At 69.8% G+C, this 14,808-nt stretch carries 12 protein-coding genes; all 12 read right to left on the reverse strand.

Annotated elements, in window-relative coordinates; all coding sequences use genetic code 11:
* Window positions 1-40: 40 nt before the first annotated feature.
* The 12 genes from H7J86_RS20320 to H7J86_RS20375 all read right to left on the reverse strand — a co-directional run bounded on the left by H7J86_RS20320 (window position 41) and on the right by H7J86_RS20375 (window position 14,652).
* Window positions 41-982, reverse strand: coding sequence for a cell division protein FtsQ/DivIB (locus tag H7J86_RS20320; RefSeq protein ID WP_267293096.1), 942 nt, complete (start codon window positions 980-982; stop codon window positions 41-43).
* Window positions 982-2,367 carry a UDP-N-acetylmuramate--L-alanine ligase gene (gene murC / locus H7J86_RS20325; protein ID WP_220388603.1) on the reverse strand — a complete coding sequence of 462 codons (1,386 nt, stop codon included), beginning with the start codon at window positions 2,365-2,367 and terminating at the stop codon, window positions 982-984. Before murC ends, H7J86_RS20320 begins: the two co-directional genes overlap by 1 nt.
* A gap of 32 nt (window positions 2,368-2,399) precedes the next feature.
* Window positions 2,400-3,452 (reverse strand): undecaprenyldiphospho-muramoylpentapeptide beta-N-acetylglucosaminyltransferase, encoded by a 1,053-nt coding sequence (murG, locus tag H7J86_RS20330; protein WP_235683703.1) that lies wholly within the window; start codon window positions 3,450-3,452, stop codon window positions 2,400-2,402.
* Window positions 3,453-3,514: 62 nt separating this feature from the next.
* On the reverse strand, window positions 3,515-5,101 hold the full coding sequence (ftsW, locus tag H7J86_RS20335) for a putative lipid II flippase FtsW (protein ID WP_372517324.1): 1,587 nt from the start codon (window positions 5,099-5,101) through the stop codon (window positions 3,515-3,517).
* Between the two features lie 152 nt (window positions 5,102-5,253).
* Window positions 5,254-6,333 carry a phospho-N-acetylmuramoyl-pentapeptide-transferase gene (mraY, locus tag H7J86_RS20340; protein WP_090353826.1) on the reverse strand — a complete coding sequence of 360 codons (1,080 nt, stop codon included), beginning with the start codon at window positions 6,331-6,333 and terminating at the stop codon, window positions 5,254-5,256.
* Window positions 6,330-7,814, reverse strand: a complete 1,485-nt coding sequence (locus H7J86_RS20345; RefSeq protein ID WP_267293102.1) for a UDP-N-acetylmuramoyl-tripeptide--D-alanyl-D-alanine ligase — start codon at window positions 7,812-7,814, stop codon at window positions 6,330-6,332. Before H7J86_RS20345 ends, mraY begins: the two co-directional genes overlap by 4 nt.
* Entirely contained in the window at window positions 7,811-9,334 is a 1,524-nt protein-coding gene (locus H7J86_RS20350) for a UDP-N-acetylmuramoyl-L-alanyl-D-glutamate--2,6-diaminopimelate ligase (protein WP_372517312.1), read from the reverse strand. The genes H7J86_RS20345 and H7J86_RS20350 overlap by 4 nt, the downstream gene beginning before the upstream one ends.
* Window positions 9,335-9,381: 47 nt before the next feature.
* Entirely contained in the window at window positions 9,382-11,331 is a 1,950-nt protein-coding gene (locus H7J86_RS20355) for a peptidoglycan D,D-transpeptidase FtsI family protein (protein ID WP_267293106.1), read from the reverse strand.
* On the reverse strand, window positions 11,328-12,350 hold the full coding sequence (gene ftsL / locus H7J86_RS20360; RefSeq protein ID WP_267293108.1) for a cell division protein FtsL: 1,023 nt from the start codon (window positions 12,348-12,350) through the stop codon (window positions 11,328-11,330). The genes H7J86_RS20355 and ftsL overlap by 4 nt, the downstream gene beginning before the upstream one ends.
* Window positions 12,347-13,492, reverse strand: coding sequence for a 16S rRNA (cytosine(1402)-N(4))-methyltransferase RsmH (gene rsmH / locus H7J86_RS20365; RefSeq protein WP_187096055.1), 1,146 nt, complete (start codon window positions 13,490-13,492; stop codon window positions 12,347-12,349). Before rsmH ends, ftsL begins: the two co-directional genes overlap by 4 nt.
* The gene (locus H7J86_RS20370) at window positions 13,467-13,901 is read right to left on the reverse strand and encodes a division/cell wall cluster transcriptional repressor MraZ (protein WP_090354020.1); all 435 of its coding nucleotides are present in this window, start codon (window positions 13,899-13,901) and stop codon (window positions 13,467-13,469) included. Before H7J86_RS20370 ends, rsmH begins: the two co-directional genes overlap by 26 nt.
* 346 nt (window positions 13,902-14,247) lie before the next feature.
* Entirely contained in the window at window positions 14,248-14,652 is a 405-nt protein-coding gene (locus tag H7J86_RS20375) for an SCO2097 family morphological protein (RefSeq protein ID WP_090353819.1), read from the reverse strand.
* Window positions 14,653-14,808 lie beyond the last annotated feature (156 nt).

Below are 14,808 nucleotides of genomic sequence, written 5' to 3' on the forward strand. Positions count from 1 at the left end.
CGATCTGTGAATCGGTACGGAGCTAGGACTATTCGCAGGACTATTTGACCGTCGGCAGGTCCGGGCTCGACACGTCATAGGTACGGCCCGGCTGGGTCAGCAGCGCCGCGAGTTTGGCCGCCTTCTCCTCGGTGCGATCGTTGGTGCCCCACACCACCACCCGGCCGTCGACGAGGGTCAGCGTGATCGCCGCGACCGACGGCGCCGCGATCCGGCTGACCTGCCCGGCCACCTCCGGCGGCAACGAGGTGAGCACCTGCAGCGCCGCCTTGGTGGCGGGATCCTTGGGACCGGGGGTATCGGCGTCCAGGTACGGAAGCCCCGGCGGCGGTGGCCCGGTGACGAAATCGACACCGTCCTTGTCGTAGAGGTGAGGGCCGTCCGGAAGGTCCTTCACCACCAGCGGTATCCGCTCCAGCACGGTGATGCGCAGGGTGGACGGGTACTCGCGCTGCACCCGAGCGCTGGCCACCCGGCGCAGCGTGGCCACCCGTTCGGCCACCGAATCGGTGTCGACCTGCAGCAGCGGCGTGCCGGCGGGAACGGCGGCCGCCGCGGTGATCTCGTCCTCGGTGAGCACGCTCAACCCGGTTATGACGGTCTCGCGCACGGACATGACCGGTGTGAAGTACAGCACCAGGCCCAGCGCCACGGCCACCACCGACGCCAGCGCCGACCACATCAGCAGTTTCAGACCGCGGATGACCCGGCGGGCCGGCACGGCCTGCTGGGGCTCCGGCCGGCCGGACACCTTGCGTTTGGCCGCCCGGCGCGCCTCCTCGATCGCCATGGCGCGCGCCTGCGCGGCGCGGCGCTCCTCGCGTTCACGCCGTGCACGCCGGCGCGGTCCTTCGAAATCCTCTGCCGCCTCGGCGGTTTCGGGCTCCAGCGGAGACTCGGCGGACTCCGAGGACTCGGCGGCCTCGGCGGGCTCGACCTCGGGCTCCACCGGCTCGACGGGTTCCGGTCCGGGTTCGGTCATCACCGCACCGGCCGACGCGCCAGCGCGTCGAGGATTTCGCGGCCCAGCAGGGTGACGTCACCGGCACCCATGGTCACCACCACGTCCCCCGGTCGGGCGACCGCCGCCACCCGCTCGGCCACCGCCGAGAAATCCGGCACGTAGTGCACCGCAGAGGTGACGTGCTCGACGATGCTGCGCCCGCTCACCCCCGGGATCGGCTGTTCGCGTGCGGCATACACATCGAGCACGAACACCTCGTCGGCGGCGCTCAGCGCCGTGCCGAACTCGCGCGCGAAAGTCTCGGTCCGCGAATACAGATGGGGCTGGAACACCACGATGGCCCGGCCCTTGGACTCCGCCGCCAGCGTGCACACCGCCGACAGCGCGGCCGTCACCTTCGTCGGGTGATGGGCATAGTCGTCGAAGACCCGGACCTCGGCCGCGGTGCCCACCAACTCGAAGCGCCGGCGGACGCCCTCGAATCCGGCCAGCGCCTCGAGCACGACATCCGGGTCCGCGCCGGCCTGTACCGCCGCCAACAGCGCGGCGAGCGCATTGAGTGCCATATGCCTGCCGGGTACCGACAACCGCATGGTGCGCGGGTGCGTCTCCCCCGCCAGTTGCACCGTGGCGATCGCGCTGGTGCCCCGCTGCTCCCATTCCAGCAGTGCGCCCGCCAGATCGGGGTGCCCGGCACTGCCGTAGCGCAACACCCGGATCCCGAGTGCCGCAGTACGTTCTGCGAGGGCGGCTGCCCCCGGGTCGTCGACGCAAACCACCAGGGCACCGCCCGGCGTCAGACGTTCCATGAACGCGTCGAACACGGCGACGTAGGCCTGCTCGCTACCGAAGAAATCCAGATGGTCGGCCTCGACATTGGTCACCACCGCGATATCGGGCCGGTACTGCACCAACGATCCATCGCTCTCGTCGGCCTCGGCCACGAAGAAGGGACCGCTGCCGTGATGCGCGTTGGTACCGGCCGCGCCGAGGTCACCGCCCACGGCGAACGACGGGTCGAAGCCGCTGTGCTGCAACGCGACGATCAGCATGGACGTGGTCGTGGTCTTGCCGGCCGTCCCGGTCACCATGAGCGTCGTGTCACCGGCCATCAACTTGGCCAGCACGACCGGACGCAGGATCACCGGGATACCGCGGCGGCGGGCTTCGACGAGTTCGGGATTGGTCTTGGGGATCGCGGCATGGGTGGTGACCACCGCGGTGGGACCGCCCTCGAAGATGTCCAGCGCCGCGGCGTCGTGGCCGATCCGGATATCCGCACCCCGGGCCCGTAACGCCGCCACACCGCGTGACTCCTTGGCATCCGAGCCCGACACCAGCCCACCGCGGTCCAGCAGGATTCGTGCGATACCCGACATACCGGCGCCGCCGATACCCACCATGTGCACCCGCGCCAGTTCGGGCGGCAATCCCTTCACGACGTCGACTTCCGGTGCGCGCGGCCCTGCCGGGCCACCTCCAGCGCCACCTCGGCCACGGCGCGGGCGGCGTCGCGGTGCCCGGCCAGCGCGGCCGCGGCCGTCATCCGGCGCAGGCTCTCGGCATCGGTGAGCAACGGCAGCACCCGCTCGGCGATGAAGCCGGCGGACAGTTCGGCGTCGTCGACGAGCAGACCGCCGCCGGCCGACACCACCGGCAGCGCGTTGAGCCGCTGTTCCCCGTTGCCGATCGGCAACGGGACATAGACGGCGGGCAACCCGACCGCGGTGACCTCGGCCACCGTCATCGCACCGGACCGGCAGATGGCCAGGTCGGCGGCGGCGTAGGCGAGGTCCATCCGGTCCAGATACGGCACTGCGACGTACTTGCCGGCCCCGGTCAGTTCGGGAAGATCCAGGGTGTTCTTCGGGCCGTGCGCGTGCAGAACCGAAACCCCTTTACCGACAAGATCTTTGGCCGCCGCCGCCACAGCCCGGTTGATCGACTGGGCACCTTGGGAACCACCGAACACCAGCAGCACCACGGCGTCCTCGTCGAATCCGAAGGCCGCGCGGGCCTGCGCCCGCAGCGCGGTGCGATCCAACGCGGTGATGCTGGCCCGCACGGGCACCCCGACCACCTCGACGTGCCGCAGACCGGGATCGGGTACCGCGGCGAGCACCCGCCGGGCCGATCGGGCGCCGACCCGGTTGGCCAATCCGGCGCGGGCGTTGGCCTCGTGGATCACCACCGGAACCCGGCCCCGGGCGGCCAGATAGGCCGGCAACGCCACGTACCCGCCGAACCCGATGACCACATCGGCGGCCGTCTCGTCGAAGATCGCGCGGGTCTCGCGGATCGCGTTGCGCACCCGCCACGGCAGCCGCACCAGGTCACCCGACGGTTTACGGGGCAGCGGCACCGGAGTGATGAGCCGCAGGTCGTAACCGCGTTCGGGTACCAGCCGGGTCTCCAGCCCACGGGCGGTGCCCAGTGCGGTGATACGCACCTCGGGGTCCAGCTCGGTCAGGGCATCGGCCACGGCCATCGCGGGTTCCACATGTCCCGCCGTCCCGCCACCGGCGAGAACGACCGATATCCCCGTACTGCTCACCCGTAACGCTGACCTTCCAATGCGCGGGCCCGCCGGCCCTGCTGACGCGGTTCGCCGGTCGCTCCGCGGCCGGCCCGGGCCGGCTGGCCGGAGCGCTGGCCGCCTCCATGATGCCCTGCGCGCCGTCCCGACCGATCAGCCGGATGGTCGGTTTTGCGGCCGGCGCCGGTCTTGGCTTTGGCGGGCGCTTTGACGGGGGCTTTCGCGATGGCCTTCTGCGGCTTGCGGCCGGACTTGTCACCCTTGGCTCGCATCCGGTCCCGCGCCATGTCGATCCGCGGCGGCACGTACGGCTCGGGCAGCGGCAGTCGCAGCAGGCGGTTCACCCGATCGTCGCGGCCGGCCCGCAACGCGGCCACCGCCTCCGGTTCGTGCCGCGCCGCGTTGGTGATCACTCCGAGAATGAAAAGCGTTGTGGCCGTCGATGTTCCGCCGGCCGAAATGAGTGGCAACTGCAGGCCGGTGACGGGCAGCAGGCCGATGACATAGCCCACATTGATGAACGCCTGGCCCAGCACCCACAGCGTCACCGTGGCGGTGAGCAGCCGCAGGAACGGGTCCGCCGAGCGGCGCGCGATGCGCATCCCGGTGTAGGCGAACAAGCCGAACAGGCACAGCAGGCCCGCCGCGCCGATGTAGCCCAGTTCCTCACCGATGATGGCGAAGATGAAGTCGTTGTGCGCGTTGGGCAGATAGTTCCACTTGGCCGTGCCCTGGCCCAGGCCGTCGCCGAACACCCCGCCGTTGGCCAGCGCGTACCGGGCCTGGCGGGACTGATAGCCCGAACCCATGGCGTCCGCGCCGGGATTGAGCCAGGACTGCACCCGGTCGGACCGGTAACCGCGGGACATCGCCAAGATCGCCGCGGCGACCACCGCAGCGCCCAGCGAGCTCACGAACACCCGCAGCGGCAAGCCGGCGAACCAGAGCAGACCGAGCAGGATGATGGCCAGCGAGACCGTCTGGCCGAGGTCGGGCTGCAGCACGATGAGGGTGGCGGCCAGCAGTGCGGCCGGCACCAGCGGGACCAGCATCTCGCGCAGCGAGGCCTGTTCCATGCGGCGCGCGGCCAGCAGGTGTGCCCCCCAGATGGCGAAGGCGATCTTGCACAACTCCGACGGCTGCATGGACAACCCGGCGACGACGAACCAGCCGCGCGAGCCGTTGGAATACGTGCCGATACCGGGGACGAGCACGAGGGCGATCAGCACCACCGTCACGGCGAAGGCGGGCAGGGCCAGCCGGCGCATGAGCGAGATCCGGGTGCGCAGCGCGATGTAGAACGCCACCAGGCCGACGCACGTCCACAGCACCTGCTTGCCGAAGATGGTCCACGGCGAACCACCCTCGTCGTAGGAATGCACGCCGGAGGCGGACAGCACCATGATCAGTCCGAGCGTGATGAGCAGCCCGGTGACGGCGATGATCAGATGAAACGACGTCATCGGCCGGCTCAGCCAGACGCCGAACCTGGTGCGGGGCTCGCCTTTCGGCGGCACCGCTTTGACAGTCTCGACCGGCTCCTGCTTCGCGCTGTCGTCGGCTTTGCTGGAACGTCGCAGCCTGGAGCGCAACGCGGTCAGCAAGCCGTCCTCCGGCGATTCACAAGAGTCACAGGTGTAACACCCGCCCCACTAGTCCCTTGCACCCGAGAATCCTCCCCCGGCCCGCGGCCGAGCGCCGGGACATCCGAGGCGTGTCGCGATAACGATCAGGCAGCAAACGGCCTAAGCGCCTACGCGCCGACGGCCGACAGCCATTCGCCGTAGAACAGCGCCACACCCAGCCCGCACGCGATGGCGGTCAGTAGCCAGAACCGGATGATCACCGTGGTTTCCGCCCAGCCCACCAACTCGAAATGGTGATGGAACGGCGCCATCCGGAACACCCGACGACCCGTCGTGCGGAAGGCCAGGATCTGCACCACCACCGAGGTCACCTCGGCGACGAAGAGCGCCCCCAGCACCACCGCCAGCATCTCGGTGCGGCTGGTCACCGACAGCCCGGCGATGATGCCGCCCAGCGCCAGCGAACCGGTGTCCCCCATGAAGATCTTCGCCGGGGCGGCATTCCACCACAGGAACCCCACACAGGCACCCGCGGTGGCCGCGGCGACCAGCGCCAGATCCAGCGGATCGCGTACGTTGTAGCAGCCCAACCCGGGACTGCTCGCGCAGGCGTTGCGGTACTGCCAGAAGGTGATCAGCACATAGGCCGCACTGACCATCGCCATGGCACCGGCCGCCAGCCCGTCCAGCCCGTCGGTGAAGTTCACCGCATTCGACCAGGCGCTGACGACCACCACCACGAACACCACGAACACCAGCGGCGCCAACGTCACGGTGGCGATCTCACGCACGTAGGACAACCCGGCGCTACCCGGGGTCAACCCGTCACCATTGCGGAACTGCAGCACCAGCGCACCGAACAGGATGGCGGCGCCCAACTGGCCCACGGTCTTTGCGGTCTTGTTCAGCCCCAGATTGCGCGAGCGCCGGATCTTGATCATGTCGTCGACGAAACCCACCACACCGAGCGCGGTGGCCAGCCCCAGCACCAGCAGACCCGATGCGGACGGGCCCTCGCCGTCGAACGCCAGCCCGACCAGATGGGTGCCCAGATACCCGGCCCAGATGCCGGCGACGATGGCCACCCCGCCCATCGACGGCGTGCCGCGCTTCTTCTGGTGACTGGCCGGGCCGTCCTCGCGGATCTCGTGGCCGAAGCCCCGCCGGGTGAACAGCCGGATCAGTGCCGGGGTCAGCACGATCGACACCGCCAGCGCGATGGCGACGGCGATCAGGATCTGCTTCATGCGTCAGCCACCGCGTCGGCGAGCACACCGAGCCCGGCCGAGTTGGACGCCTTCACCAGCACCACGTCGCCCGGGGCCAGTTCGGCGCGCAGCAACGCCAGCGCGGTGTCGGCGTCGGGGACGAGCACGGATTCACTGCCCCACGACCCTTCCATCACCGCCCCCTGGTGCATTGCGCTCATCGCTCTCCCGGCTCCGACAACAATCAGTCGAGACACATCTAAGCGCACCACCAGGCGTCCGATGCGATCGTGTTCGGTTATCGCGTCCTCGCCCAGCTCGGCCATCTCGCCCAGCACCGCCCAGCTCCGCCTGCGTTCACCACCGGAACGCGCCATCCAGGCCAGCGCCTTGAGCCCGGCCGCCATCGAATCGGGATTGGCGTTGTAGGCGTCGTTGATCACGGTGACCCCGTCGGCGCGGGTACTCACCTGCATCCGGCGCGCCGAGACCGGCGCGGCCGTCGCCAGTGCCGCGGCGACCTGGGGCAGGCTCGCTCCGCACTCGAGCGCCACCGCGGCCGCGGCCAGCGCGTTGGAGACCTGGTGCTCGCCGTGCACCGCGAGCGCGACATCCACCTCATCGCCGCCCGCATGCAGGGTGAACCGCGGCCGGGCCAGGTCGTCGAGGGTGACCGGACCGGCCCAGACATCGCCGCCGGACGTCCGCGACACCCGGACCACCCGCGCGGCGGTCTTGTCCGCCATGGCGGCCACCGCCGGGTCGTCGGCGTTGAGGATCGCCACCCCGGATGACGGAACCGCTTGTGGCAGTTCAGACTTCGTCGCTGCGATGATCTCGCGTGAGCCGAACTCGCCCAGGTGCGCCGTGCCCACGTTGAGCACCACCCCGATCGACGGGGGCGCGATCGCCGCGAGCGCCGCGATATTGCCCGGATGGCGGGCAGACATCTCCAGGATGAGGAAGTCGGTGTCGGTGGTGGCGCGCAGCACCGTCCACGGATGCCCGAGTTCATTGTTGAACGAACCGGGCGGGGCGATCACCTCACCCAGCGGTACCAGCACGGCGGCGAGCAGATCCTTCGTCGACGTCTTGCCCGACGATCCGGTCACCCCGATGATCCGCAGGCCGTCGGCCGTGAGTTCGGCGGCGACCGCCTGCGCGAGCCGTGCCAGCGCGGCCAGCACCGCCGCGCCCGAACCGTCGGCGTCGTATTCCAGTGCACCCGAGGATGTGTCCGTGGCGTCGGTGACGTCCAGGGGCGGCACCACGATGGCGGGCACCCCGACGGGCCGGGCCGCCAGCACCGCGACCGCCCCGGCCGAGACCGCGGTCTCGGCGAAATCGTGTCCATCCGTCTTGGCCCCGGGTAACGCCAGGAACAGGCCGCCGGGCGTGATCTTGCGGGAGTCGAACTCCACGGTGCCGGTGACGACGGTGGCCTCGGCGTCGGCCCGCGTGATGTCGGCCAACTCGCCGCCGACGATATCCGCGATCTGCGCGACGGTCAGGGTGATCATGTGCGTGACCTCAACATCTCCAGCGCGGCCGCCAGCTCCTCGCGGTCGTCGAAGGGCCGGGTGTGGCCCTTGGCGGTCTGCCCGGACTCGTGGCCCTTACCCGCGATCAGGACGGTGTCCCCCGGACCTGCCCAGGCCACCGCGTAATCGATGGCCGCCCGCCGGTCCCCGATCTCGACGACCTCGGCCCGCAGGCCGGCCGCGCCGCCCAGGATGGCGGCCCGCACCGTGGCGGGGTCCTCATCGCGCGGATTGTCGTCGGTGACGACCACCAGATCGGCCAGCTCGGCGGCCACGCGGCCCATCGGTGCGCGCTTGCCCGCGTCCCGGTTGCCGCCCGCACCGAACACCACCGCCAGCCGGCCGGTTCCGCGCAGCGTCTGTAGCACCGCCTCAAGGGCACCCGGCTTGTGCGCGTAGTCCACCAGGGCCAGAAAGTCCTGGCCCCGGTCGATGGCCTGCAGTCGGCCCGGCACCGCGGCCTCGCGCAGCCCGGGGGCACTCTGCTCCGGCGAGACGCCGACGACATCGAGCAGGGCGAGCGCCAGCAGCGCGTTCGCCACGTTGTAACGGCCGGGCAGACCGATACGCAACCGGTGATGCACCCCGGCCGGATCGACGGCGACGAACTCCTGAGCGCCCCGCCCGACGGCGTGCACCTCGTCGATGCGCCAGTCGGCGTCGGAGCCGGTCGTGCTCACCCGCACCGGATCCACCGACCGGGCGGCGATCTGGCGGCCCCACTCGTCGTCGACGCACACCACCGCGTGTGCGGCGTGGGTGGGTGAATCCGGTTCGAACAACTTGGCCTTGGCGTCCAGGTAATCGGCCATCGTCGGGTGGAAATCCAGGTGATCGCGCGACAGGTTGGTGAAACCGCCCGCCTCGAAGGCCAGGCCGTCCACCCGCCCCTGCGCCAGCGCGTGACTGGACACCTCCATCACGACGGTGTCCACCCCCTGCTCGACCATCACGGCGAACAGGGCCTGCAGATCGGGTGCCTCCGGCGTGGTGAGCGAGCTCGGCTGATCGCGTCCGTCGATCCGGACGCCGACGGTGCCGATCAGGCCGGCCACCCGTCCGGCCGCCCGCAGCCCCGCCTCCACCAGAAACGTGGTGGTGGTCTTACCGGACGTCCCGGTGACACCGATGACGCGGAGTCGCCGGGACGGATCGCCGTAGACGGCGGCCGCGAGCTCACCGAGCACCGCCCGAGGCTCGGGATGGACCAGCACCTCGACCTCATGGCCCGGCGGCAGCAGTGCCAGCCCCTCCGGGTCGGTGAAGACCGCCACGGCGCCGGCGGCGATCGCGTCGGCGGCGAACCGGGCGCCGTGCACCGCCGAGCCCGGCAGCGCGGCGAACAGATCACCGGGTACGACGTCCTGGCTACGCAGCGTGACCCCGGTGACGCGGGTGTCTTGAGCGTTCGAGGCGGGCACGCGGCCGGCTCCGATACGCGCGGCCAACGGGCGTAAGAATTCGCCGGCGGGATGCGAGGGACGCAGTTTCATGGCCATGCCACAGTACCGGTCGGGTCATGGCCCACCGCAGGTGTGGATCTGGCTCAGTCGGCCTGCAGGACCAGCGGCGGTCCCGGGTCCGGGGACAGCGGCACGTTCTCCCGCTGCAGCAGCCACGCGGCGATGTGGTGGAACAGCGGCGCCATCGTGGTACCCGGCTGGCCGTCGGCCGTCCGGTGCGGATTGTCGGCCATGATGCCGACGACGTAGCGCGGATTGTCCGACGGCGCCATCCCGGCGAAGGTGATCCAGTAGTGGTCGTCGTAGTAGCACCCGCACGCCGGGTTGATCTGCTGGGCGGTGCCGGTCTTGCCTGCGATCTGGTAGCCCTCCACCGCAGCACCGGAGCCGGTGCCCTGCTGGATCCCGCGCGGGTCCTTCTGCACGACGGCGCGCAGCATGTTGCGCACGGTCTGGGCGGTCTGCGGCGAGACCACCCGGATACCCTCGGGCTGCGGCTCGTCGGCCCGACTGCCGTCGGCACCGATGACGGACTTGATGATCCGCGGCGGAATGCGCACCCCGTCGTTGGCGATCGCCTGATACATGCCGGTCATCTGCAACAGGGTCATCGAAAGACCCTGTCCGATGGGCAGGTTCGCGAACGAGCTGCCGGACCACTGGTCGATCGGCGGTACCAGACCGGAGCTCTCACCGGGCAACCCGACATTGGTGCGCTGACCCAGGCCGAATTTCTCCAGCATGTCGTAGAAGCGTTCCGGTCCCACCCGCTGAGCGAGCATCAGGGTGCCGACGTTCGAGGACTTACCGAACACACCCGTCGTCGTGTAGGGCATCACGCCGTGCGGCCATGCATCGCGCACGGTGACGCCGCCCATATCGATCGAGCCCGGAACCTGAAGTACCTCATCGGGATTGGTCAGACCCAGCTCGATCGCGGTGGACGCGGTGACGATCTTGTTCACCGATCCGGGTTCGAACGGCGAGGACACCGACGGGTTGCCCATCTGGCGCTCACCCTGGCGGCCGATGTCCTGGCTGGGGTCGAACGTGTTGTCGTTCGACATGGCCAGCACTTCACCGGTTTTCGCGTCCAGGACCAGCGCGGAGACGTTGTTGGCGCCCGAGGCGTCCTTGGCCGCCTGCACCTGCTGCTGCACGTAGTACTGGATGTCGTCGTCCAGTGTCAGCTGCACCGACGAGCCGTTGACCGCGTCGTGCTTGTTGCGCATGCTGCCCGGGATCATCACGCCGTCGGAGCCACGGTCGTAGGTGACCGAGCCGTCGGTGCCCGACAGCTTGGCATCGTAGGAGTCCTCCAGGCCGAGCAGACCGTGTCCGTCCCAGTCGATGCCGCCGACGATGTTCGCGGCCAACGATCCACCCGGGTACTGCCGGATGTCCTGGCGTTCGGTGCCGACCTCGCGGAACTTGGTGGTGATGGCGTCGGCGACGGCGGGGTCCACCGAGCGGGCCAGGTAGACGAAAGAGTCTTTGCCACTGAGCTTCTTGAGCAGGGTGGCCTCATCCGGCTTGTCGTTCAGCCGGGTGGCGATCTCCTTGGCGATCGCCCGCAGACGCTGCGCTGGATCCGGCGCATCGGGATCGGCGGCCTTGGCGTCGGCCAGTTCTTTCTGCACCTTGGCGGGCTGGAAGGTCAGCGCGCGCGCCTCGATGGTGAACGCCAGCTTGTCGAAATTGCGGTCGACGATGCTGCCGCGCACGGCCTTCTGCACATCGGTGACCTTCAGCTGGCCGAGCGCCTCGGCGCGCAGGCCCGCCGCGTTGGAGATCTGCAGGTTGAACAGCTGGGCCGCGGCGACCACCAGGACCAGGAAGATGACGACATTGCCGACGCGGTGCCGGAAGACGAACGACGAACTGCGCGAAATGGTTTCGCCGCCGGGCTTGAAGGGCTGACGGATACGCCGCTCGGTGGCCGAATGCTCCTGGGTGGGAGCTGGGCGGGTGGCCGGGGCGCGCCGCTTGGCGGGCTGGGCGGGCTGGGCCGGCTTCTTCCTGCGGCCGATCATGCCGGTGCGCCCAACGGCGCGGCCGGGCCGGGCTGCGCCGGGAGCTGCGGGGTGGCCAGATGCGGCGCGCCGTCAACCGGCACCGCGGGCGGCACGGCCTCCGGTGCGACCGGGGCCAGGACTTCGGGTGCGGGCGCGGCGGGCAGCACCGGGATGGTGACCGGCGGGACGGCGGCAAGCGGGACCGCCGGTGCGGCCGTAGGGGTCTCGGGGAGCCGGACGACGACCTCACGGGGATCCACGACTCGCGGTCCGGGCGGGACCGGGACCGGGGCTGGGGCGGCCGGCACGGATGCGGCCGGCCGGGCGGGTGCTGCCGTCGCCGGATTGTCGTCGGGCAGCGGGGTGTTCAGTGGCGGTGGCGGAACGCCCTCGGCCGGCTTGGGTGTACCGACCACCATCCAGTTCCCGGTCGGATCCTGCACCAGATGGGCGGTGTCACGGGACGGGATCATGCCGAGGTTGCGGGCCGCCTCGGCCAGTGCGGGGGCGGCCTGCGCCTCCAGCACATCGCGTTCGAGGCCCTCCTTCTGCTGCAGCAGGGCCTGGTTGAGCTGCCGTGCGTGGCCGAGCTGGTAGGACCGCTCGGCGGCGTCGGTGGACAACCACAACGTCATCCCCAGACCGACGCCCAGTGCGCCGATCACGAGCACCACGAACGGCACCCGCGCCACCATGGCGCGCGGGTTCAACTCGATCGAGGCCAGCCGGGTGATCAGCCGTTCCCGCAGCGGGATCCGGACAACCTTGGGAGCCTTGGCTTTCCGTGCCTTCGCCCGGGCCTTGGCCTGCTTGGCACTCTTGGCCATGGTCGGCGCGGGCGCAGACCGCGGGATCGGGCTGGTCTGCGGCGCCGACCGCTGCGGCCGGTGCGTGCGCTGTTCGGGCGCCGGGCGGCGGGCGTTTCGCCGCCGGGGCTGCTGCTCCGGCTGCTTCTTGCCGTCCTGCGCCTTCTTCTTGGGGTTGCTGCGCCGGCGCTCATCGGTGCCGCGCACCGGTGCGGTTCGCTTGACCTTCATGAGTCATCCTTTCCGGCAACCTTTTCCAGCGCGCGCAGGCGCACCGATGCGCTGCGCGGGTTACGTGCGATCTCGTCGGCATCGGCCTGCTCGGCGCCGCGGGTCAACGCGACGAACTCGGCTTCGTAGCCGGGGAGTTCGACGGGCAGGCCGGGCGGGGTGCGGGACGCGGTCGCGGTGGCGAACAGCCGCTTGACGATCCGGTCCTCCAGCGACTGATAGGCCATCACCGCGATCCGGCCGCCGCCGGTCAGCGCATCCAGGGCCGCGGGTATGGCGGCACTGAGCGACTCGAGCTCGGCGTTGACGGCGACCCGCAGTGCCTGGAAGGTGCGCTTGGCGGGGTGACCTCCGGTGCGCCGGGTGGCGGCCGGAATCGCCTCGTACAGCAATTCGACGAGTTCGCCTGTGGTGCGCAACGGTTCGCGATCCCGTCGGCGCACGATGCGACCGGCGATACGGCCGGCGAACTTCTCCTCGCCGTACTCGCGCAGGATCCGGGCCAGCGCCTTCTCGTCGTAGGTGTTGAGAATCTCGGCCGCGGTCAACGGTGCGTCGGGGTCCATCCGCATGTCCAGCGGAGCGTCCTGTGCGTAGGAGAACCCGCGCTCGGCGCGATCCAGCTGCATGGACGACACCCCGAGATCGAAGAGCACCGCATCGACCTCGGCTTCGTCCCGGTCGTCCCAGTACCCGTCGTAGCGGGTCCGGACGAACTTCATCCGGTCGCCGAACGGTGCGAGCCGGGCGGTGGCGATCGCCAGGGCGTTGGGGTCCCGGTCCAGGCCCACCACCCGCAAGCCCGGGAAGTCGGTGAGGAAACGGTGCGAGTGCCCGCCCGCGCCGAGGGTCGCGTCCACCAGCACGGCGCCGGTGCCATCGGCGTGGCGGCGGGTCAGTGCGGGGGCGAGCAGTTCGACGCAGCGGTCGATCAGGACCGGAACGTGGCCGTGAGCGGCGCTGTCCTCAGGCGTGCGGTTGTCGGACACCTTGGCCCCCCGGCGCTGGAGATGGTGAGCCCGTGGGGCGAGGTCTCTGTCCGAAGTGATGGACCTGGCGTCGGGGAAGTACGCCAGGGCCGGTTCGGGCAGAGGCCACGCTGCACGGGCATCGTGATCAGAGAATGTCGCGAAGAGTGTCATCGCTGGCCGCGGAGAAAGTCTCTTCGTGGGTGTCCTGGTATTCCTGCCACGCTTGCGCGTCCCAGATCTCCAGGAAGCGAATCGAACCGGTCACCACGCACTCCCGGGAGAGATTCGCGTAGCGGCGGTGTTCGGCGGACAGGGTGATCCGGCCCTGTGCGTCGGGGTGTTGTTCGTCGGTTCCGGCTGCCAGGTTGCGGACGTAGGCACGTTCCTGCGGGCTGCCCCGCCGCGCCTTCTCGTCGAGCTCGATGATCATCGATTCGAACGCCGCACGTGGATAGACGGCAAGGCTGCGGTCCTGACTCTTGGTGACCATCAACCCTCCTGCCAGTGCGTCGCGGAACTTGGCGGGCAACGTCAGTCGCCCCTTGTCGTCGAGCTTGGGCGTGTAGGTGCCGAGAAACATCTCGCCACCTCCCAGCACCCCTCCGGAGCCCCGGCCGCTCCGTTGACTGCCACTTTACCCCACTTTCCCCCACTAAGCGCCATTTGCTGCCACGAACTTGGTCGCACACCCCACCTCGGCCCACTCAGACACCCATCCGACGCCACCGACCACCACCCACAGGGGCCACCCGGAACAAAAAGGCACAGGTCAGCCCAGATCAAGGCGTCCGACGCCCTGGTGGGGGAAAGTGGGGAGAACGCCCGGCACCCGCCCTGGCCGACAGCCCTCCCAGCCGACACGCCGGGCGTTTCCGGGCACAAAAAAGGGGCAGTCCCTTACGGAACTGCCCCGGAACCGGAACCGGTCACTCGTCGAAACGACGCCGGAAGCGATCCTCCATCCGACTGGTGAACGACCCACCGCCGCTCTTGCCTCGCTTACCGCGGGCCGAACCGCCGGCCGGAGCCGACTTGTCCCGCGGGCCGGCCACGCGCGGACCGGTGACCGCGTACACCACGCCACCGAACATCAGCACGAAGCCGATCACCGACAGGACCGGGAAGCTGCCGATCATGGTGGCCTTGAACGCCACACCCGACACCAGCAGGGCCAGCCCGATCACGAACAGCGCCGCGCCCTGCAGCCGGCGGCGGGTCGACGGGGCACGCAGCGTGCCACCCCGGACGCTCGAGGCGAATTTGGGGTCCTCGGCGTACAACGCGCTCTCGATCTGGTCGAGCATGCGCTGCTCATGATCGGAGAGTGGCATCCGTCCCTCCTCAGGATCGATGCAGCGTCGTTGCAGCCGCGGCCATGTCGTCAAGTCGATTACGTCCGCGCGTACGGACGCTTAATAACCATGATACGAGGTCGATCTGACCCGTACCACCTACTTGACCGACGATTCTATGACGTCGAACACGGA

Source organism: Mycobacterium hackensackense (assembly GCF_025822555.1).
GTDB lineage: Bacteria > Actinomycetota > Actinomycetes > Mycobacteriales > Mycobacteriaceae > Mycobacterium > Mycobacterium fluoranthenivorans.

What these genes read in the sequence shown, in the direction of transcription:
- ftsL (WP_267293108.1), bottom strand. Translation starts at nt 12,350, where the DNA reads ATGAAGGTCAAGCGAACCGCACCGGTGCGCGGCACCGATGAGCGCCGG.
- rsmH (WP_187096055.1), bottom strand. Translation starts at nt 13,492, where the DNA reads ATGACACTCTTCGCGACATTCTCTGATCACGATGCCCGTGCAGCGTGG.
- mraY (WP_090353826.1), bottom strand. Translation starts at nt 6,333, where the DNA reads ATGAAGCAGATCCTGATCGCCGTCGCCATCGCGCTGGCGGTGTCGATC.
- H7J86_RS20320 (WP_267293096.1), bottom strand. Translation starts at nt 982, where the DNA reads ATGACCGAACCCGGACCGGAACCCGTCGAGCCGGTGGAGCCCGAGGTC.
- H7J86_RS20370 (WP_090354020.1), bottom strand. Translation starts at nt 13,901, where the DNA reads ATGTTTCTCGGCACCTACACGCCCAAGCTCGACGACAAGGGGCGACTG.
- H7J86_RS20345 (WP_267293102.1), bottom strand. Translation starts at nt 7,814, where the DNA reads ATGATCACCCTGACCGTCGCGCAGATCGCGGATATCGTCGGCGGCGAG.
- murC (WP_220388603.1), bottom strand. Translation starts at nt 2,367, where the DNA reads ATGGTGGGTATCGGCGGCGCCGGTATGTCGGGTATCGCACGAATCCTG.
- H7J86_RS20355 (WP_267293106.1), bottom strand. Translation starts at nt 11,331, where the DNA reads ATGATCGGCCGCAGGAAGAAGCCGGCCCAGCCCGCCCAGCCCGCCAAG.
- H7J86_RS20350 (WP_372517312.1), bottom strand. Translation starts at nt 9,334, where the DNA reads ATGGCCATGAAACTGCGTCCCTCGCATCCCGCCGGCGAATTCTTACGC.
- H7J86_RS20375 (WP_090353819.1), bottom strand. Translation starts at nt 14,652, where the DNA reads ATGCCACTCTCCGATCATGAGCAGCGCATGCTCGACCAGATCGAGAGC.
- murG (WP_235683703.1), bottom strand. Translation starts at nt 3,452, where the DNA reads ATGGCCGTGGCCGATGCCCTGACCGAGCTGGACCCCGAGGTGCGTATC.